Genomic DNA, 20792 nt, shown 5'->3' on the forward strand with positions numbered 1-20792 from the left:
TTGAATCCCAAAAAGTAGTATGAAAAATAGCGTGAAAAATATAAAGAGATTAGTGAAACCTTCAAACAAATAAATAATGATCAACGCTATGATACAAATGGGAATGGAATAAAGGTCGCGCAAAAATTTACGGCGGTATGATAGCCCATGATAGGCGATTTTAAATCCTTTATCCACTTTCGGTTTTTCCCTGTAGTAGATCGATAGAATAAGTGGTGTAATAAAAACTAAAATAAGTATAAATGCAATTGAAAAATCAATCATATTAATCACCGTTCTTTCCTGTTGTCACAATATCGATTTGCGTCACAATTTTTGTAATCGGTAAAAACGTTAATTCACATTGATAACGCCCATCAGGGAAGTCTTTGTAAGTACTGGATTTAATATTGTAAACTTTGTTTTCAATCGTAACCTCAGTCGTATCGATACTTCTGCCATGCCCATTTACAAAGGTGATTTCGCAACTTCCTCCAGCAGTTTTCTGATCACCTGTCTGCAGATGATAGAAATCGTAGCTGTAAATCCCTGAAACAATCAGCATAAACAGCGAAAGCACACCAAGCATAATTGTGTTCAAATTATAGGGGGATACTTTCTTATTTACGAATTGCCGGATAAAAAAGAAAGCAGCAATGATAAATAATAAAGTGAAAATGATAAGTGCACTGTAAAATCCAATAAGCATGAACATGCCCCCTCTAAACTCATTTCCTAATTTACGAAGAAGTTGGAAAAAAGTTTCAAAATGATCTTATTTTTATTTTATTGGAATAATAAGAGATTGAAGTTACATAAGGACTTTTCTAACGAAGTATAAATGGGCATATGCATAAGGGTAACGTTTTTCCGTTGAGAAGGGGATCAATCGATTTTAGGCGAATTGATAACAAAGGGAAAATGTTAAATTTGGTGTGAGATAAAGGGAGGCATTGTATGCGAAGTGTGCAAAGTGTATTGTTTGAGAAGTTTTTAGTGCTGCGCGGAACGAAAAAGAAATTTATGGATTTACGCCTGCTCGATGATTTTATTGCAATGAAACATAATGAAAGACCGTATGAACTGGATGCTAAATTCAAAGAGCAGCACCAAATCCAAAAAGACGAACTGAATGGCATGAACTATTACACGATCAATGAACAGCAAACACCGGAAAAGGTCATTTATTATTTCCATGGTGGTGCCTATATTAATGATCCACTGATTTTTCATTGGCGCTATTTAGTGAAGCTTGCACAGGAATCAAACTTCACGATTGTCGTGCCGATTTATCCGAAGCTGCCTAAACATACACATAAAGAGTGCTTTACTGCCATTCATGATTTATATGATCAGCTCGTTTTAAAATATGATGCGCCGTTTATTTTTATGGGGGATTCAGCAGGCGGTGGACTGGCATTGGCGCTGGCGCAGGATGTAAAGAGGTTCTCAAAAAAACAGCCACAGCATATTGTTCTACATTCCGCATGGCTCGATGTCCGCGGTGAAGATCCGCGCTATAAAGAACTTGAAAAACTGGACCCGATGCTAGGTGTGCTCGGTGCACAGGAGCTGGGTAGGTTATGGGCGGACGGATTGGAGTTAACCGACTACAAAATAAGTCCTGTCTATGGGGAACTGAAAGACATCGGTCAAATTACCGCTTTTGTCGGAACTGGTGAACTGCTGCTTGTCGATGCAGCTATGCTGCTCGATAAAGCAAAAGAACAAGGCGTAACAATCGATTACTTCGAATACCCGAGAATGAATCATGTTTTTCCGGTATTTCCGATTCCGGAAGCAAAGAAAGCTATGAAACAACTGCTCAATATCATAAAGAATTAACCCGAATGAACAATGCATAAATAGTATATTATCCGACACAAGCAAGTGATTGGTGGAGATTTGTCGGCCAAATTAACAGTAGTTTGTAAGGGAAAAGTGCATTGAACTAACAGAAAACAGGTGTGTTGAAAATTTTAAATTTCATCACACCTGTTTTTAATTATTGTACTGTGTACCCACCATCTAATACGACAGCCTGACCAGTCATTCCTTTTGCATCCTCGCTTGAAATAAATAAAGCAAGATTAGAAATTTCCTTTACATCAAGTAATCGTTTTTGGGGAACGAGTGGATAGATTACTTCTTCCAATACATTTTCGAGAGGAATATTGCGTGTTGTTGCCAAGTCTTGCAATTGGTTTCGAACAAGTGGTGTATCTACGTATCCCGGGCAAATTGCGTTAACTGTAATGCCATCTGATGCCGTTTCAAGTGCCGCGACTTTTGTTAACCCGATAACCCCATGTTTAGCCGAATTGTATGCGGCTTTTCCTGCAAATCCAACGAGTCCATTTATGGATGACATATTAATAATACGACCAAATTTTTGTTTTCTCATATGTGGTAATACATGTTTGGTTAATACAAATGGAGCCGTTAACATAATTTTTATTAGTAGTTCGAATCGTTCTGTAGGAAAATCTTCTAACATTGCTACATGTTGCATGCCCGCATTGTTTATAAGTATGTCAATCCGCTCAAATTTTTGAATCGTTTCATTTATTGCAGCTATAATTTCTTCTTCTTTTGTAACATCGCATTTTAATCCAGCAGCTCTTTCACCAAGCGTGCTCGCTGCTGCTTTCACTTTTTCTTCATTTATATCGGTCAGCACGACAAAAGCACCTTTAGTATAAAAATCTTTTGCTATTTCAAATCCTATACCTTGTGCTGCACCTGTAATGAATAACACTTTATTTTGTACCACCCAAAAAACGCCTCCTAGATTAGGAGCCAAAAGAGCTGGCTCCGTTTAATTTTGATTGTCAAAGCACTAATGAAAACTTTCGGTATTTGAAGCAACCCATTTCATAACTACCAGCCTATTAAACTATCCAAAGAATGTATAAAGAGCGATGATAACAAATACGGCCAATGTTTTAATGATAGTAATAGCAAAAATGTTACGATAAGACTGTTTATGTGTTAATCCTGTTACCGCCAGCAGGGTGATGACCGCGCCGTTATGAGGAAGGGTATCCATCCCTCCTGATGCCATTGCCACGACACGGTGCATAACTTAAGGTGGAATATTGGCCGCCATAATTTCAATTGCAGGACTTAGTAAATTTTTTATCCAATCTTCCATTTTTTGTTACCTCGCGTCTTCTATTATTTGTATGTATTAGTTTATACTGTATAAGAGGAAGTGGCTATACATAATGTAGTGGTAGTAAGTCTTATCATGAAGTGCAAGGAGATTTCAGTTATGAAACTGTATGTAATTCGTCATTGTGAAGCTGAGGGACAGGCACCGGATGCGTGTTTAACTATGGCTGGCAAGGAAGCTAGCGAGCGTTTAGCAAATTTTTTACAGCACTTAAATATAGAACGAGTCATTTCAAGCCCCTATACAAGGGCAGTTCAGACAATACAGTCTTTTGTTTTACAAAATAATATTCCGTTTAAATTAGATGATCGTCTAAAAGAAAGGGTATTAAGCAGTGTAAATCTTCCCGACTGGTATGAAAAGTTACAACAAACTTATATCGACAAGGATTTAAAATTCCTGGGCGGGGAATCAAGTAATGAAGCCGCACAACGCATTAATGAAGTTGTAGAAGAATTAAAACAAAGTACTCATATGTCATTGGTGATTGTTACACACGGCAATATAATGTCATTACTACTCAATCATTTTCAATCGGATTTTGGTTTTGAAGAATGGAAGCAGCTGTCAAATCCGGATGTCTTTGAAATAGAGTTTAGCAATAATCAAACTGTTGTAAACCGAATATGGCAGTAAAAAGCGCAAAATAGGTTGCAGAAAAGCAGGTGCAATATGAAAAATTATTTCATTATTAGTGATATCCACGGTCAATATAAAGCATTTGAAAAGTTATTAACATATTGGAATCAAAAGGATACACTTGTTTTACTTGGTGATTTAATCGATCGGGGACCAAGGTCTTATGAGGTCGTGCAAAAAGTAATGAACTTAAAACGGCAGTACGGGGAGCAGGTTATTTTTTGCAAAGGGAATCATGAAGCGATGCTGCTGGATTTTCTCGAAAATCCTGGACAAAAACACGCCTTTTATTACAAATATGGCGGTCGGGAAACAATGGCTTCATTTTTAAAGTATTTACCGGTCGAAGTAAGTGAACTGGACCCGATTGAACAAGCGCAAGTCGTAAAAGAGAAGTTTGCGAAGGAATTGGATTTTTTAAATAACGGCAAATTATATGAAATCGCAGGAAATCTGTTGTTGACGCATGCAGGGTTTGATTCGAGTTTCGCGACCGTTGATGAGACGCAGGATGAAAATTTCTTATGGATTCGCCAGCATTATAAAAATGAAAATAAAACACCGTATATCAATGTTTTTGGCCATACACCATTACAACACATCCATGATTGCAATGATGTTTGGATTAGTGAAGACCAAAAATATATTGGAATAGACGGCGGGTGTTATTTTACAGGTCAATTGAATGGCATCGTTCTGTCGGAAGATGGACAAATCGTTCATATATATGCCGTTACTTCGGACAAAACCGAAAACTATGATAATTGACAGGTGTCGTTTAGACTGAGTATAAAGTTATAATTGTATAATATTTTTTCTTGTATGTATGTTTTCTCCCGGTTTTTTGGTATACTACAATCAACGATATGTAAAAGAGGTTATCCCGTTCGATTTTGTGCGGGGTAACCTCTTTCGTGTTTAAAGAAGTTTTTCAGGGAGGAAACATTTTGGAGCAATATACAAATTTACGAGCGGGCGAAAAAGGTGCCTATTTATCGATTATTGCCTACATATTTTTAAGCGCGCTTAAGTTAGCAGCAGGCTATTTAGGAGATTCAGAAGCATTAAAGGCAGATGGATTAAACAATACAACAGATATTATTGCTTCAGTAGCCGTTTTGATCGGGCTCAGAATTTCCCAGCGTCCGCCTGATGATGACCATCGATACGGACATTTTCGTGCAGAAACGATCGCATCACTTGTCGCTTCATTTATTATGATTTATGTCGGGATCGAAGTACTTATATCGGCTGGTGAAAAAATCGCTAATCCGATCGATCAGGATCCTTCCATCTTAACAATTATTGTTGCCGTGTTTAGTGCAGCAGGTATGTTTGCAGTTTATAAATATAATTTAAACCTCTCAAAAAGAATTAACAGTTCTGCTGTTAAAGCGGCAGCCTATGATAACCGCTCTGATGCCTTTGTCAGTATCGGGACAGCAATCGGTATTACCGCAGCGATATTAGGTTTCCCGATCGTCGATACGATTACCGCCTTTATTATCGGTTTAATCATTATTAAAACAGCGATCGAAATCTTTAAAGAAGCGGTGTTCTCGTTAACGGACGGATTTGATACGGAATTGATCAGTTCGATTGAAGAACGTGTTTCGAAAATTCCGCGTGTCCGTGACGTTACCGATGTCCGTGGCAGACAGCACGGCAGCTTAATTCTTGTCGATATTACAGTAAGTGTAAATCCTAATCTCAATGTACGTGATTCACATGCCATTACGGAGCAAATTGAAAATGAAGTGAAGCAGTTGAATCCTTATGCGACAACACTTGTTCATATTGAACCGTATGACCCGAAAGAAATGGTTATTTGCGAAGATGATTTTCATTTCTAATGACATAGACAAGCCGTTCTCCTATTACTCGATGTATTAGGAGAACGGCTTTTTTCTATGAAAGAATCAAAATCATACATCTTCTGTTAAAATGTAAATACTTGCAAGCTTTATACCAACGTTAGGTTCTTTAACAAGAGCAACTTACATAGATTCAAAATTTACAAAAAAGAAAGAGGAATACTATTGCATACTACTATCGGGATAGTCGCTCATGTCGATTCTGGCAAAACGACATTTAGCGAACAATTACTTTATCATACAAATGCGATTAAAAAGCGCGGTCGTGTCGATCACCAGGATGCTTTTTTAGATAATCATGCGATAGAACGTCAGCGCGGGATTACGATTTTTGCGGAGCAGGGACGGATCGATTACAACGGGCAAGTGTACACACTGATCGATACACCGGGTCATATCGATTTCGCACCGGAAATGGAACGTGCGGTTCATGTGATGGATGCGGCCATTGTCATTGTCAGTGCGGTCGATGGAATTGAAGGGCATACGGAAACCGTTTGGCATTTGCTGAGGGAACACCATGTTCCGACATTCATCTTCATTAACAAAATAGATCGTGAAGGAGCGGATGTTGATGCAGTAATGGGTGCAATTAAAAAAGACCTATCCCCAAATGCCCTCCTGTACAACATTGGCATTGATACTACAGTAAAAGAGTGGCTTGCGGAACGTGATGAACAGCTGATGGAAAAGTACTTCATTGACGATTTAACGGAGGACGATTGTACCGCAAAGCTGAAGCAGATGATTCATCAGGAACAGGCATTTGTTTGTATGTCGGGTTCAGCTCTGAAAGATGAGGGGGTACTGGAGTTTTTCGAAACGGTTGCGAAACTGACAGAAACAACATTCGATGCGAACGGATCATTTGAAGGGAAAGTTTATAAAATTCGCCATGACAATCAGCAGCGCCTCACATTTATGAAAGCTTTATCGGGTGTTTTAAAGGTGCGTGATGAATTTACATTCGGTGAAACGGCCGAAAAGGTAACGGAAATCCGGCTATATAATGGCAACAGTTTTACGACGGTTCAGCAAGTGCAGGCAGGTGATATTTTTGCGGTGAAGGGACTGACGACGCCGATTATTGGTGATGTAATTGGCGCTAATGAAGCAAACCCTGCCCAATTTGAAATGGTCCCGACATTGCAGGCGAAAGTAATGTACGAAGGTGAATTACATATTAAAGAACTTCACCGGATTTTCCGTGAAATTGAAGCGGAGGAGCCGAGTTTACGGGTTGTATGGAATGAGAAATTCCAGGAGATATCGGTTCATGTTATGGGGACGATTCAGCTCGAAGTATTAACGGAACTTGTGAAGGACCGCTTCGGAATTGACGTGCAATTCGGCAAACCGCAAATTCTTTATAAAGAAACGATCGCTGCCCCTACTGTCGGTTATGGCCATTTTGAACCGCTAAAGCATTATGCGGAAGTGCATCTGAAAATGGAACCGAACACGCGTGGTGCAGGCAACACATTCTCGAACGAATGCCATACTGATGACTTAACTGTCGGATATCAGCGGTTAATAGAAAAGCATCTATTTGAGCGGGACCATCACGGATTGCTTACAGGTTTTCCGGTAACGGATATTCATTTTACGCTACTAACTGGACGTGCACATAACAAGCACACAGAAGGCGGGGACTTTCGGGAAGCATCGTTTCGAGCATTGCGGCAAGGGCTTGAACAAGTGGGAAATGTACTGTTGGAGCCTTATTACCGATTTAAGTTGAAAGCGTCAAACGACCATATCGGCCGGATGATGTCCGATATCCAACAGGCAAGCGGTACATTCGAGGCGCCGATTTTAACAGAAGACACCGTGACATTATACGGGCGGGCTCCTGTAGCAACCTTTATGGATTATTCCACTCAATTTGCCGCTTATACAAACGGGAAAGGCGCGTTAACACTGCAATTTGATGGCTATGATGTATGCCATAACAGTGAAGACATCATTGAACAAATTGGCTACAATAAAAACGCCGATCCGGAATATAGTTCTTCGAGCATTTTCTGTGCAAAAGGGAAGGGTTACAGTGTCCCTTGGCATGAAGCAAAAGACGCGATGCATTGTGAAGTGCAGGAAATTGAATAACGAAGAGAAGGATTTTGCAGGACAATAAAGAAATAAGCTAGAGTGTATAGAAAAAAGGAGGCACTTCTAATGGCATATATTTTACAAGTAGATTTCAAAATGGACGGTCCATTCAGCGAAGAAATGGCTGTAGGGTTTAAAGGATTGGCAGAAAGTATTAATGAAGAAGAAGGCATGCTTTGGAAAATTTGGACAGAGGATGCGGAAGCTGGTGAAGCGGGTGGTATTTACTTGTTTGAAACAAAGGAAACTGCTGCAGCTTACTTGGAAATGCATTCAAAGCGTCTCAATGGCTTTGGTATAACAGCCATCAACAGCAAAATTTTTGCAGTGAACGAGTCATTAACGAAGATTAACAATGGTCCGGTTAATGGATAAATAAAGGGACAGAATTAACAATAGAAAATAAGGTCGGAATAGCTCTGACTAATACTAAAAGACAAAAGACTCTTTATGCAAGAGAGTTTTTTGTCTTTTTTTTACGCTTACGCTCATTTAGTTTTTCTTTTGCTTTGACCAAAAGTCAGGAGGCATATAAGGAATTAAAGAATAATCAATTTCATCCCCGGATTGAGTTGCTAATTGTACAAGTAAAGATTCCTTTTTATTAAGTGGGTTTATTGCTCCGGTTTTAACTGTAATAACCTGAACACCAGTTCTTTTTGGATGACCGACAACAACGACCTGATTACCTAAAGTATAAACATCGGTAATTTCAGTTTGAAATGCAACAATATAAAGGTCCAAATCATTTTCATTTTGAAACATGGGGATAGATAAGCCGAGGTTGTGTTCGAAATCATACCAACCAGAGATTCCAATATCATAATTTGTAAATAATCGATGTAGGGCATAATGGACTCTACTTGGAATATAACTCCATCTTCCTGTCTTGCTATACCAGTGTTCCTCATATGCAGGTCTTTTATAATCAGGTTTATTTACTATCACTTCAAAAGGAATTTTAGTTCCATTTTTCATCACTTCTGAAATTTGGACTATATTTGAAGGGAAAGGTTGCTCTTTCCAAGGAGGATCAGAAATATTTTCAGGTTTGGAAGGTTCAAGATTTTGAAGACGATTTTCAGCTTCTTTTAATTTTTCTTTAAGGTCTTCAATTTTTTCCTCTAAACTCTTAGCTTCATTTAATTCTTCTGCTTTGCAAAATGGAGCAATACTTATATTAAAAATCACTACACAAATAATAAATAAAATCCTTTTGGCAGTTACCATTTAAACACCTCGAAATTATTTTGCGCTATTGATGCTTAATTATGTTTTAGTAATTTTTTTCAACAATTAGAGTTGCTTTTGTACAGATTTAAAAGACTTAAAATAAAATAACACTTTGATTTTCTATTTTTTGTTTGAAAAGTTGGACTATGATAGGCACGTTTAATTAAATATCTATCTATACTTCAATCTTAAAAATTTTTTAGAGAAATAATGTGAAACTAATTTCCATTTTTACCGTCAGTACAGCGCACTACTGATTGGTAGAGATTTTAGAAGAATTGAATTAGAATGCCCACGTTACGACTTATCGCTAGTAGGTGTCCAGCACAGCGTTAAGTGAAATTAAAAACTATGGGAACGATTAGTATGAAATCTCGACAATTCCTAGTTGCAAAAGCAAATAATTTTTTTAATTCAATCAAATCTATTAAAGGAAAAGAGAGGAAGAAAGAAAATGAAGAATACACTTTTTACTGTATTAGGCATACTATTTTTTGTGTGTAACCTGTCTTTATCGGGGACGTTTGCTGCGAGCACAAAGCAATTCTCAGATGTGCCCTCATCAAAGTACTTTGCCGAAGCGGTTAATGATTTGGCAGAACGTAATATTATCGGAGGGTATCCAGATGGTACATTCAAACCAGGAAATACCATTACAAGAGGACAGGCTGCCGCAATTATCGCGAAAATGATCAACTTGGATACTTCAAACGTAAAAAATCCAGGCTTTCAAGATGTTTCAACTGCGAATAATTACTATAAAGCAATTGCAGCCATGACAGAAGAAGGTATCATCAACGGTTATGGCGATGGGCGTTATGGGCCAAATGATCCAATCAAACGCGGACAGATGGCATCAATACTTGTCAAAGCGTTCGATCTGCCACGCTATAGTTTCGATGAAAGTAAAAAACCTTTCAAAGATGTTGACTATTATGCCAATTCACATAGCACTAATATTTATATTATCTATAAACTTGGCATCACGGGAGGTACATCGGCTGACAAGTTTAGCCCCAATGCTTTCATCACGAGAGGACAAGCAGCCAAATTGTTGAAAGCATCTGAAGAAGCAAAACTGTCTATGCTGACATTAAAGGCGAACGACTTAAATTGGGATCGAATTTTTAATGTTGGAGCGAATGAGATAAACGCAGGTGTTTTTGAAGGAATCGTAGTGAGCGGGAAAAATCTATCAACCGGTTACACGGGAGATAAGGTCCAGTTATTCCCGTTGAAAGAAGGAAAGAGTACACTCGTGGTCGTTGGTGAAAAGGCAAACAAGCAAGTTTCTCAAAAATATTATGTACATAGTAAAAAAGAAAATGGCGAGCTGAAGCTGACGCTGGAAGAAACCGATGATTCTCTGCCGAGAGAAGCGGCTTTACCGCTATGGAATGATTTAAGGATATACTGGTTAGGGAAGGAAATAAGTAAATCACGTGAAGTATCGTTTGAATCTGTTCAAAACGTATCACTTACAACAATGGATGGAAAAAAGTTGTCTGAAAATGTGAAGTTCGAAAAATGTAATGATGGTTACGATATTTGTATCAATATAGAACAACCCGGTCAGTATATTGCTACTGTTCTTATGGTCGGGGGAGTACAAGTACGGTACGGAATTGAAGTGAAACCGAACAATAGTAGCTTTTACTATCAAGTGAGGGTTGTGAAAGAACAAACTTCTGATCTATTTGATATGGGACAACAATACAACATAGGCAAGCATACACCATTAAGAAAAGATATAGAAAAGATAGCTACAGTCATTAGAGATCCAGGTACTAACTTGTATCGTGTGCAAGCTATCGGGCATGAAGAAGGTACGTTCCATATTGGGTTTAACAATATAGTAATCGACAAATTGTGCTATGAAACATTTTGTGAATCAAATGTTGAATACGAAATTTCTCTTTTTGTAGATGTGCAGCGAATCGGCTCCATTGTGAATGTTCATATCCAACCGTCTTCTTTCAGAGCAGACTCTGACGCATGAAATCGATTCGAGCTTGAACAACGCTAAATATATAAACCGCTAATGCTAGGTTTATTTTTAATGATTTATCTGAAGAAACCTATTCTGTTTAGTAAAAGAGCATATGATAATATGTAATACTCCTTACACTTTATATTATTAACACAGCCTTTTGGAGAATCATGTCTGATCGGTTATTTTTAATTGTGTTACTTATCTTCCTATTACCTTTGTTTATTAAGTTTTTTGCAGTTAAAAGTAGCACAAAATAAATTCGAAGTTTGAGAAAAGCAGGAACATTGGTAATTCAACGTTCCTGCTTTTCTATATACTTTTTGTTACATTCATTTTTAGGAACTCTGATAAAGTCAGCAGTTACTTTACAAAAATATGTGCATCGCAATAACACAGCCCTTTACAGCTTGGGCAATCGACTTGATACGGCTCGAAATAGCGCGGCATGTAAATAAAAGGTTCAAAGCCCTGTGCTGCAAATTGTCGCTCTGCTGCCCAGCGGTTTGTATCGGATTGTACCCATCCAACTGTAACAATTGTTTTTGCAATCAGTTGTGCGGCTTCTAGGTAAGCGCGTACAAGCTTTGTACCAATTCCTTTTTTACGTTCGTTTGGATGAACGACAAAATGGCTTGTATAATAACTGATGCCTGATGCGACCAGTTTCTTTAACGGCTGCAGTTCTTCATGAAAGTAAGGGAACTCCTTGTTGAAATCCAATATTTCATAACCTGCGATATAACCGACAACTTCATCCTGTTCATTAACCGCAATATAACGGATGCCACCAGCCTGATCAACAGTATCGGACGTTTCTGGTTCAAATGGTAAAAAATCATTGAGCAATGTCGCAATTTGCGCTGCATATTTCTTTTCATAGGGGTAAATATTCATCGGTGGACCTGCCTTCTCATGTTCGAATTTTATTATTTTAACATAATAGGGAACATTATGTTATTACAATGAGCTTTTGGATAGTTTAGACTGCTCTGGATCAAACAATCCTTTAAAACTAAGGTGAGTTAACCAGTTAACCGTAAGAAGAGGCATTGTGAAATCCATTTATCCGGCATTTATTTTTGTACTTTTAATCAAAATATTGGCAGTGAACTTTCATTAAATGGGTAATTTTGATAATTGTAAAAACAGAACACTTGTTCTATAATGTAGAAGAGCGAGGTGTAATGGATGAAGGAACAATTAAGAAAGGCGATGCAACACCATCAAATATTGGATATTGTGTATATCGCCAAAGATCAGTCAATAACAAAGCGTCGAATCAAACTAATTAAAATTTCAGGTGATCATGTGCAAGCGTATTGCTTTACCCGTCATGCAAAACGAAATTTTATTGTAGATAATATTTTGGCGGTACATCCGGTAAATAGAAAAGCGAGAGAATTACAAGCTTGAATATATGTAATCTTATTAAATAAAAAAAATTATCATTTATTTGATTATTTTATGGAATATTCTGACTATTTATGTTATATTACAGATAGGGAGGTGAATACGGATGAAAGCTTTAAAAAGAATGGGGGCAACAAACTTTTTTGAAAATATTGTGAAAAGTAATCCTAGATTAAATAAATTAAAACGTATGTATTTAATTAGAAAGGGAATTTCAGAATATGTTAAAACAAAATAAATAAAGCCCTCCACATTCGATTTGTGGAGGGCTATTTTTTTACCTATAGGAACACTATTTTAAATGATTTTGTGTTGAGTAAATTTCAATTCATACATATAGAAAACGGTAGATTAGTAAAGTGTTCATAAAATTTTATTTCGCAAATTGGTTTTCTTTTTGAAGAGAGATACATAATATAAATATAAGCAAAGTAATGATAAAGAAAAACACATAGTTTATTGATATTCAATAAACTATGTGCAATTAATAAATCGATATTAACTCAAAATATTTAGAAGCGAAACAATATGTAATCCTTCATTTTAATTAAGCTGCAATATCCGAATATTTATTAAGTAATTCATCCAGTTCCTGACTGCAATTCACGACTTCCGGATGAGTGAATCCTAAATCTTTTGCTTTTTTGTACATCAATTTTCTTTTAGTCTCAATTCGTATTTTTAATAGCTTTTTAAACAGTAAAAATTTCATCGATAAATTTCCCTTCAGTAGTAGTTGGTAGGTTTAAACTTTTGTTGAAATAAAATGACAACTGTTTCATCCTATCTTATTTCGGAAGAGATATATGTCGAAACATGCTAAAATTATAAAATTCAATAATTTGTAAAATATTAAATTTTTATACATAAATAGAAAGCGATATATTTGACTAAACTTAACAGGTATGATTTTTTTGAGAGAAACTTATAGTTGTAAGTAATTCATTGAAATCCAATTTTTGTACAACTTGTCCTATGATTGATATAATGAGCGATGTGAATACATATAACAGAAAGAGGTAATGAAAATGACAAATGCTTATGATGAATATATGCGTCAAGTAACACAGCCAATGCGTACGGAACTTGAGGGTGCAGGCTTTACACAATTAACAACAGCAGATAGCGTACACGAATTTATGGCTGAAACTAAAGGAACGGCTTTAGTTGTAATCAATTCAGTTTGTGGTTGTGCGGCAGGTCTTGCCCGTCCAGCTGCTCGTGAAGCGGTAGCAGATGTAAAACCGGATCAGCTTGTAACAGTATTTGCTGGTCAAGACCCGGAAGCGACTGCAGCAATGCGTGGATACTTTGATGAAGTACCGCCAAGCTCGCCATCAATGGCAATATTAAAAGATGGCCAATTAGCGTACTTCATTCCACGTGATCAAATCGAAGGTCATCCAATGGAACAAATCCGTGATCATTTATCAGATGTGTTAAAACAAGTATGTGCCGAGTAACAATCGTCACAACTGCAGGCAGACCGGACGAGCAATCGCTTCAGTTAGCTGAATTTGCAAGTCGGGAATTGCAGGCAAGAATTGTTCCGCGCCAAAAACGTTCGGTTCGTAAGCTTTCAGAAGTGTATGATGCCAATGTCATTGTTGCGGGAAAAAATCGTTTTGAATACTATGCGAAAGGTACCGAGGCGCCTTTCTTTTTTCATCCGAACTCAGCCGCATTTCGTCTGAAACGTGTCGCCCGGGGTGAAGATGAACCATTACTTTCTGCTTGTGCATTGCAGGAAGGGGATACATTTTTGGATTGTACCCTTGGGATCGGTGCTGATAGCTTATTGGCTGCCTATGTTGTAGGTGAAAAAGGTAAAGTGATCGGTGTAGAAGCAGATAAAAATGTGTCGTTTATTGTAAAAACAGGAATGCAAACGTATGATACGACTGAACTTCCATTAACTGCATCAATGCGTAATATCGAAGTCATTCATTCAAATGCGCTGGACTATTTAAAAAAACAAGAAGATGACAGCTTTAATGTCGTCTACATGGATCCGATGTTCGAGGAAGTCATTGAAGAATCAACGAACTTTGAAGCGCTGCGCTATGCCGGTAAGCATTTGACTTTAACGGATGAATGGGTGGCCGAGGCAAAGCGTGTGGCCAAAAACCGTGTCGTGTTAAAGGCACATTATAAATCGGACTGGTTTGAAAAATACCAGTTTGAGCGGGATGTACGATTAACAGCTAAGTTCCATTATGGTGTGTATGAAAAATAATAACGTTGGGGTTCTTTTAAAGAACTTCAACGTTTTTTCTTAATGCTTTACATACCCCTTGCAGGTATGATAATGTGAATTCAAGTAAGGGGGATTGATTGAATGATTCATGAAAGCGATAGTCATTTGGAAATACATGAAGAAAGCTGTCGTAAAAGTCATCATCCTGAACCGATAAAAAAAGATTTAACGACGCGATTGAATCGTATCGAAGGGCAAATACGCGGAATTAAAGGTATGATTGATAAAGACGTGTATTGTGATGATATCATTACACAATTATCGGCAACCCAATCTGCTTTAAACAGTGTCGCGAAAATTTTGCTTGAAGGTCATTTAAAGGGCTGTGTCGTAGATCGTCTGAATGAAGGCGATACGGAAGTTTTGGACGAGCTTGTCGTAACTATTCAAAAAATGATGAAAAAATAGGGAGTGTTCAAGTATGGTAAATGTAACGTTAAATGTTAATGGGATGTCTTGTGGTCATTGTGTGAAATCTGTAGAAACGAGCGTAGGCGCGTTAGCTGGTGTACAGGAAGTAAAAGTTGATCTTGCCGAGAAAAAGGTATCAGTTGCGTATAACGAAGATGCCGTTACTGTTGAGCAAATCAAAGAAACAATTGATGAACAAGGTTATGACGTTGTTTAATTTGAGGTTTTCAAATGATTCAGGTTCTCTTCTATAGAGAACCTCTCTTTTTAGAAAATTTTATACCCCCTTGAGGTATAAAGAGGTGAGAAAATGACAAAAGAACTGACATTGCAGGTAACAGGTATGACGTGTGCAGCATGTTCGGCAAGGATTGAAAAAGGGCTGAACCGTATGGATGGAGTTGAGTCGGCGAACGTCAATCTAGCGGTTGAAAAAGCGGCGATTCAATATGATGAAACGGTTATTAAAGCACACGATATCGTGCAAAAGATTCAGGCACTCGGTTATGATGTCGTTAAAGAGAAAGCGGACTTCACAATCGATGGAATGACGTGTGCGGCGTGTTCGGCAAGAATTGAAAAAGTACTCGGAAAAATGGATGGAATTGCTTCGGCAAATGTGAATCTGGCATTGGAAAAAGCGACGGTCGAATTTAACCCTTCGCAAGTTTCGGTATCCGATATTATTGCACGGATCGAAAAGATTGGGTACGGCGCACAGCCCGTCGTTGAAGGAAATCCGGTTGATCATCGCGAAAAAGCGATTCAACGGCAAACGATTAAATTCATCTCCGCAGCAATTTTATCATTGCCGCTGTTATGGACGATGGTTGCCCATTTTTCATTTACGAGCTTTTTATATGTACCAGACATTCTGATGAATCCTTGGGTACAGCTAGTATTAGCAACACCTGTTCAATTTATTATTGGCTGGCAATTCTACGTAGGGGCATATAAATCATTACGCAGTGGTGCTGCAAATATGGATGTGCTCGTCGTAATGGGAACGAGTGCGGCTTATTTTTACAGTATTTATCAAATGCTCGCACATCCGAATGGCCATATGCCGCACCTGTATTTTGAAACGAGCGCGGTGCTCATTACACTGATTTTATTAGGGAAACTGTTTGAAGCACGTGCAAAAGGCAAGTCTTCGCAGGCGATCAAACAATTGATGGGCATGCAGGCGAAATCAGCGCTTGTCATCCGTGATGGCGTTGAACAGGCGGTACCACTTGAAGAAGTGCGCATCAATGATATTGTCCGCGTCAAGCCGGGTGAAAAGATTCCAGTCGATGGGGAAGTCGTTTCCGGAACTTCTGCGGTGGATGAATCGATGCTGACAGGCGAAAGTTTGCCGGTGGAAAAAAACATCGGAAGTTTCGTTTATGGTGCCACACTGAATAAAAATGGTGCACTGGAAATGAAGGCATTGAAAGTTGGCAGTGAAACAGCATTGTCCCAAATTATTAAAATCGTCGAGTCGGCACAAGGTTCCAAAGCACCGATTCAGCGTCTTGCCGATAAGATTTCTAATATATTTGTACCGATAGTAGTAGGAATTGCCGTTGTGACGTTCATGTTGTGGTGGCTGATCGGAGGAGAATTCATTCAGGCATTTGAGGCGACAATTGCAGTACTTGTCATCGCATGCCCATGTGCGCTTGGCTTGGCGACACCAACGTCGATTATGGCGGGTTCAGGACGTGCGGCACAGTTTGGTATTTTATTTAAAGGCGGGGAACACCTTGAACAGACTGGTTTTGTCGATACGATTGTAGTAGATAAAACAGGTACTGTAACTAACGGGAAGCCGGTATTAACAGATGTAGTCCTGTTTAATGATTTTGATGAGAAGGATGTACTTCGCATTGTTGCATCAGCAGAAAAACAGTCCGAGCATCCATTGGCGGAAGCAATTGTTGAAGGAGTGTTGAAGCGTGGACTTTCGCTTTCGGCTGTTTCCGGCTTCCAGGCACTTCCTGGGCTTGGTATTGAAGCTCAAGTGGATGATTTAGAAGTTGCTGTTGGTACGAGAAAGCTGATGCGAGATCAACAAATTAGTATCGATGAATCGGTTGAACAGCAACTGATTTCATTGGAACAGCAAGGGAAGACGGCGATGCTTGTTGCGATCAATAAAGAATTTGCAGCAATCATTGCTGTGGCGGATACGGTAAAAGAAACATCTGCTGAAGCGGTAAAACGTCTGCACGCGCTTGGTCTGAAAGTCATTATGCTTACAGGGGATAATGAGCGTACTGCCAAAGCAATTGCAGCGGAAGTCGGCATTGATGAAGTCATTGCAGAAGTACTGCCGGAACAAAAGGCACAGCAAATCGAAAACTTGAAACAACAAGGACGAAATGTTGCGATGGTTGGTGACGGTATTAATGATGCACCGGCACTTGCGGTAGCCAATATCGGGATGGCAATCGGTACGGGTACGGATGTAGCGATGGAAGCGGCGGACATTACATTAATTCGCGGGGATCTGAACAGTATTGCCGATGCGATATTAATGAGCCGTAAAACGATGACAAATATTAAACAAAACCTGTTTTGGGCATTTGCCTATAATGTTATCGGCATTCCAATTGCCGCGCTCGGTTTCCTTGCTCCCTGGGTAGCAGGTGCTGCAATGGCATTCAGTTCCGTATCGGTTGTGTTGAATGCATTACGACTGCAGCGTGTGAAATTGTAAAACAACCGGTATTGTGGATAAAGAATCATACTGAGCAAGGATGACAATTAAAATCGAAGTTTAAATTCGCTAAGAATATTCCAATATAGAATTACAACATGTGTTTTAAAAATTATTGTAGTGGAAACGTACAATGGAAGTGTTAATTCGTATGAAAATAATAGCACTCTAATTTCTTAAAATGATTGGGGACAATAATATGATGGAAGATTCAAAGTTATATGATGTCACGATTATCGGTGGAGGTCCTGCTGGAATGTTTACGGCATTCTACGGTGGCATGCGCCAGCTTGAAGTGAAGTTAATTGAAAGTCTGCCACAATTAGGCGGGCAGCTTGCAGCACTTTATCCGGAAAAATATATTTATGATATCGCAGGATTTCCTAAAATCCGTGCACAGGAACTTGTCAATAATCTGAAGGAACAAATGTCGGCTTTTGATCAGGCAATCGTAACTGATCAAAGTGCTGAAGCCATTGATAAGTTGGAAGATGGCACATTTAAACTGACAACCAATAAAGAAATACATTATACAAAAACAATCATCATTACAGCAGGCCTTGGTGCTTTCCAGCCGAGAAAGTTGGAAGTTGAAGGAGCCGATTACTACGAAGGCAAAAACCTTCATTATTTCATCCATAATATCAGTGATTTCAAAGATAAAAATGTTGTCATTTTCGGCGGTGGCGATTCGGCCATTGATTGGTCGCTTATGCTTGAGCCGATTGCTAAGAAAGTTACACTTGTGCATAGACGAGATCAGTTCCGTGCGCATGAGCACAGTGTAGAAAATCTGTTCAATTCGAGTGTGGAAATCAAAACCCCTTATATGCCGGATGCGTTGGTTGGTGATGAAAATGGCATTCATCAAATTGTGATCCGGAATGCAGAAGGAGATAAAGAAACACTTGAAGTCGACGACATCATCGTAAACTATGGGTTTAAATCCTCTTTAGGACCGATTAAAGAATGGGGTTTAGAAATCGAGAGAAATTCCATTATCGTCAACCCAAAAATGGAAACCAATATCGAAGGAATCTATGCGGTTGGTGATGTCACAACATATGATGGAAAAGTGAAGCTGATTGCAACGGGATTCGGTGAAGCACCGGTTGCCATCAGTGCAGCGCGGTTGTATATTGACCCGACAGCCAAAAAGCATGTACCGCACAGCACGGATCTTTTTAAAGAGAAATAGCTGATAGGTTTTCTTCGGTTAATTGAAAGTAGTTACTATGCTGCGTACCATTTCCTTAAAGGGAAGTGGTATTTTTTATTTACTTCTCTTTTTGTTTCTTATTTCATATAATTCACGGCATATGTTACATAATTTTTGTTATAAAGTTATACTTGGTAAAATTAGAAAATATTTAGGAGGTGTCTAATAGTTGAAAAAAATAGTAGTATTCTTAAGTTTGATGTTAATTCTTGTAGCCTGTTCAAATAATAAAGGAGAAAATACTAGTGTAACTATTGAAAAAATAAATGCTTCTGCACAGCCTTCCGAAGGTGAAACAGACAAATTAAAAGTTCAAAATGGTGAATTACAAGCAGCTTTAGAAAATACGCAAACGCAATTAAACTACAAAAAAGAAGAAGCTGATTATTATCAACAAGTGATCCATGACCTTATTAAAGATTATAGTGATACCGAATTAAAAGATTTAGCACTGCAATTATGGAATTACCGTTTAGAAATAAACGGAGGGGCTGTTCCGTCAAACGGCATCGTAGAATTACAATCAGACACGATTGAAGTTTCTTTGAAAGAAAGTCAACCAGCCTATCCGGTTTTGCCGAATGATAATTTTATTCAAGGACAAATTAGCGGGAATTATATCGACCATTTAAAAATGAATTCTAATCCGACTGAAACCTCTGTTACAGATGGCACCGTTGTTACGGCAATACATTATAAATTCGAAGATGTTAAAGCAGGAACCACTATTTCGTTTACTGTAACCGAAGAATTAAAAAAGCGGTTAGGACTGGAAACTAATCAAATTTCTATAAATAAACAATAAAGAATCGAAATCTAATATGTCAGTATTGACCCCTACCTATTACTTTCTGAAAATTCCCTTTTTCGTTATGATAGAGTGAGCAGGAAAAATAATGAGAGATACAAAGGGAGTGCCTAAACTATGGAATATATCACGCTTAATAATGGAGTAAAAATGCCGATTGTTGGTACGGGTACAAATACGTACGGGAAAGTAAATAAAGACTATAACGGTGAATTAAAAAATGATATTCCTGAACTTGAGCAAGCACTTGAACTGGGATACCGTTCAATAGATGCAGCGATTAGTTATCGAAACGAAGCGCTTGTTGGGGGGATTTTAGCAGAAAGCACAGTGCCTCGAGAAGAGTTGTTCATTACGACAAAAGTTCCAGCGAGAGAAGAATATGTTTCTTCAAAGGAAAAGACGCGAGCAGCAATCGATAATAGTCTAAAAAACTTTAAAACAGACTATTTGGACCTGCTTCTAATCCATGCTCCGATTGAAGACAAAGAACAGCTTAAAAACACTTGGGAAGTTTTTGAAGAATATTATGAGGCGGGCAAACTTAAAGCAATCGGTGTTTCGAACTTTAAGAAAAATCATTTGAATGATTTGAAGGGATTCGCGAAAGTGCAGCCGGCCGTTAATCAAATACAAATTAACTTAATAGAAAAAAACAAAGAATTACTTGAGACATTGCAAGAAGAGGGCATTACACCTGTAGCGTGGGGGCCGATGAAAACAGAACAACACCAAGATGAAGTGTTGGAGGAAATCGGTAAAGCATACGGTAAAACTGGTGCCCAAGTGTTATTGAAATACCAGATTGAACGCGGTGTAGTTGTAATCCCGAAATCACACAACCGTGAAAACCAAGCAGCTAATCTGGATCTTTTCGATTTCGAATTGACTGCAGAAGATGTTGGAAAAATTGAAAATCTGTAATCTTTAAATTAATTTATCCTAGTGATATGAATCATATCGCTAGGATTTTATTTATAG

Annotated in this window: 22 protein-coding genes and 1 pseudogene; 17 read left to right on the forward strand and 6 right to left on the reverse strand. The window is 38.3% G+C overall.

Annotation, left to right across the window (positions count from 1 at the left end; translation table 11 throughout):
- Positions 1-265: 265 nt before the first annotated feature.
- Complete coding sequence (locus MKY27_RS07245; protein WP_339199030.1) at positions 266-688, reverse strand: cobalamin biosynthesis protein CobN; 423 nt, start codon at positions 686-688, stop codon at positions 266-268.
- Positions 689-936: 248 nt separating this feature from the next.
- On the opposite strand from MKY27_RS07245, the gene MKY27_RS07250 reads away from it, so the two are divergent.
- Positions 937-1824 carry an alpha/beta hydrolase gene (locus MKY27_RS07250; protein WP_339199032.1) on the forward strand — a complete coding sequence of 296 codons (888 nt, stop codon included), beginning with the start codon at positions 937-939 and terminating at the stop codon, positions 1822-1824.
- Positions 1825-1984: 160 nt separating this feature from the next.
- Here MKY27_RS07250 and MKY27_RS07255 read toward each other — a convergent pair whose 3' ends face one another.
- Both MKY27_RS07255 and MKY27_RS07260 read right to left on the reverse strand, forming a co-directional pair.
- Positions 1985-2752, reverse strand: coding sequence for a 3-hydroxybutyrate dehydrogenase (locus MKY27_RS07255; RefSeq protein WP_339199034.1), 768 nt, complete (start codon positions 2750-2752; stop codon positions 1985-1987).
- A gap of 123 nt (positions 2753-2875) precedes the next feature.
- A pseudogene (locus MKY27_RS07260) lies at positions 2876-3079 on the reverse strand (GntP family permease); the annotation flags it as partial.
- A 174-nt stretch (positions 3080-3253) separates the two neighbouring features.
- Here MKY27_RS07260 and MKY27_RS07265 point away from each other — a divergent pair.
- The 5 genes from MKY27_RS07265 (at position 3254) to MKY27_RS07285 (ending at position 8151) form a co-directional block, all read left to right on the forward strand.
- Positions 3254-3790 carry a histidine phosphatase family protein gene (locus tag MKY27_RS07265; RefSeq protein WP_339199036.1) on the forward strand — a complete coding sequence of 179 codons (537 nt, stop codon included), beginning with the start codon at positions 3254-3256 and terminating at the stop codon, positions 3788-3790.
- A gap of 36 nt (positions 3791-3826) precedes the next feature.
- The gene (locus MKY27_RS07270) at positions 3827-4561 is read left to right on the forward strand and encodes a metallophosphoesterase family protein (protein ID WP_339199038.1); all 735 of its coding nucleotides are present in this window, start codon (positions 3827-3829) and stop codon (positions 4559-4561) included.
- Positions 4562-4740: 179 nt separating this feature from the next.
- Complete coding sequence (locus MKY27_RS07275) at positions 4741-5646, forward strand: cation diffusion facilitator family transporter (protein ID WP_339199040.1); 906 nt, start codon at positions 4741-4743, stop codon at positions 5644-5646.
- A 186-nt stretch (positions 5647-5832) separates the two neighbouring features.
- Positions 5833-7773 (forward strand): translation factor GTPase family protein, encoded by a 1941-nt coding sequence (locus tag MKY27_RS07280; protein WP_339199042.1) that lies wholly within the window; start codon positions 5833-5835, stop codon positions 7771-7773.
- A gap of 69 nt (positions 7774-7842) precedes the next feature.
- Positions 7843-8151, forward strand: coding sequence for a monooxygenase (locus MKY27_RS07285; RefSeq protein ID WP_339199043.1), 309 nt, complete (start codon positions 7843-7845; stop codon positions 8149-8151).
- Positions 8152-8268: 117 nt separating this feature from the next.
- On the opposite strand, the gene MKY27_RS07290 is transcribed toward MKY27_RS07285, so the two are convergent.
- Positions 8269-9006, reverse strand: coding sequence for a hypothetical protein (locus MKY27_RS07290; protein WP_339199045.1), 738 nt, complete (start codon positions 9004-9006; stop codon positions 8269-8271).
- A 457-nt stretch (positions 9007-9463) separates the two neighbouring features.
- On the opposite strand from MKY27_RS07290, the gene MKY27_RS07295 reads away from it, so the two are divergent.
- A complete protein-coding gene (locus MKY27_RS07295; RefSeq protein ID WP_339199047.1) occupies positions 9464-11008 on the forward strand; it encodes an S-layer homology domain-containing protein in 1545 nt (514 codons plus the stop codon).
- A 354-nt stretch (positions 11009-11362) separates the two neighbouring features.
- Here MKY27_RS07295 and MKY27_RS07300 read toward each other — a convergent pair whose 3' ends face one another.
- Positions 11363-11896, reverse strand: coding sequence for a GNAT family N-acetyltransferase (locus tag MKY27_RS07300; protein WP_339199048.1), 534 nt, complete (start codon positions 11894-11896; stop codon positions 11363-11365).
- A 294-nt stretch (positions 11897-12190) separates the two neighbouring features.
- Between MKY27_RS07300 and MKY27_RS07305 the strand changes: the two genes are divergently transcribed.
- Together MKY27_RS07305 and MKY27_RS07310 are read left to right on the forward strand one after the other, a co-directional pair.
- Positions 12191-12415 (forward strand): transcriptional regulator, encoded by a 225-nt coding sequence (locus tag MKY27_RS07305; RefSeq protein WP_339199051.1) that lies wholly within the window; start codon positions 12191-12193, stop codon positions 12413-12415.
- A gap of 103 nt (positions 12416-12518) precedes the next feature.
- Entirely contained in the window at positions 12519-12650 is a 132-nt protein-coding gene (locus MKY27_RS07310) for a hypothetical protein (protein ID WP_339176191.1), read from the forward strand.
- A gap of 309 nt (positions 12651-12959) precedes the next feature.
- Here the strand turns inward: MKY27_RS07310 and MKY27_RS07315 are convergent, their stop codons facing one another.
- Entirely contained in the window at positions 12960-13124 is a 165-nt protein-coding gene (locus MKY27_RS07315) for an aspartyl-phosphate phosphatase Spo0E family protein (RefSeq protein WP_339199054.1), read from the reverse strand.
- A 316-nt stretch (positions 13125-13440) separates the two neighbouring features.
- On the opposite strand from MKY27_RS07315, the gene MKY27_RS07320 reads away from it, so the two are divergent.
- From MKY27_RS07320 to MKY27_RS07355, 8 genes are all read left to right on the forward strand, one after another.
- A complete protein-coding gene (locus MKY27_RS07320; protein ID WP_339176193.1) occupies positions 13441-13875 on the forward strand; it encodes a BrxA/BrxB family bacilliredoxin in 435 nt (144 codons plus the stop codon).
- Positions 13863-14648: a class I SAM-dependent methyltransferase gene (locus tag MKY27_RS07325; RefSeq protein ID WP_339199057.1), complete on the forward strand. Its 786-nt coding sequence runs from the start codon at positions 13863-13865 to the stop codon at positions 14646-14648. Before MKY27_RS07320 ends, MKY27_RS07325 begins: the two co-directional genes overlap by 13 nt.
- A 102-nt stretch (positions 14649-14750) precedes the next feature.
- A complete protein-coding gene (locus MKY27_RS07330; RefSeq protein ID WP_339199060.1) occupies positions 14751-15077 on the forward strand; it encodes a metal-sensing transcriptional repressor in 327 nt (108 codons plus the stop codon).
- A 13-nt stretch (positions 15078-15090) separates the two neighbouring features.
- The gene (copZ, locus tag MKY27_RS07335; RefSeq protein WP_251688345.1) at positions 15091-15297 is read left to right on the forward strand and encodes a copper chaperone CopZ; all 207 of its coding nucleotides are present in this window, start codon (positions 15091-15093) and stop codon (positions 15295-15297) included.
- Between the two features lie 93 nt (positions 15298-15390).
- Positions 15391-17784, forward strand: a complete 2394-nt coding sequence (locus MKY27_RS07340; protein ID WP_339199063.1) for a heavy metal translocating P-type ATPase — start codon at positions 15391-15393, stop codon at positions 17782-17784.
- Positions 17785-17983: 199 nt separating this feature from the next.
- Positions 17984-18982, forward strand: a complete 999-nt coding sequence (locus MKY27_RS07345) for an NAD(P)/FAD-dependent oxidoreductase (RefSeq protein ID WP_339199066.1) — start codon at positions 17984-17986, stop codon at positions 18980-18982.
- 190 nt (positions 18983-19172) lie between these two features.
- Complete coding sequence (locus tag MKY27_RS07350) at positions 19173-19808, forward strand: hypothetical protein (RefSeq protein WP_339199069.1); 636 nt, start codon at positions 19173-19175, stop codon at positions 19806-19808.
- Between the two features lie 120 nt (positions 19809-19928).
- On the forward strand, positions 19929-20735 hold the full coding sequence (locus MKY27_RS07355; RefSeq protein ID WP_339199071.1) for an aldo/keto reductase: 807 nt from the start codon (positions 19929-19931) through the stop codon (positions 20733-20735).
- Positions 20736-20792: the final 57 nt, after the last annotated feature.

The sequence above is a fragment of the Solibacillus sp. FSL R5-0449 genome (assembly GCF_037975215.1).
Classification (GTDB): Bacteria; Bacillota; Bacilli; order Bacillales_A; family Planococcaceae; genus Solibacillus.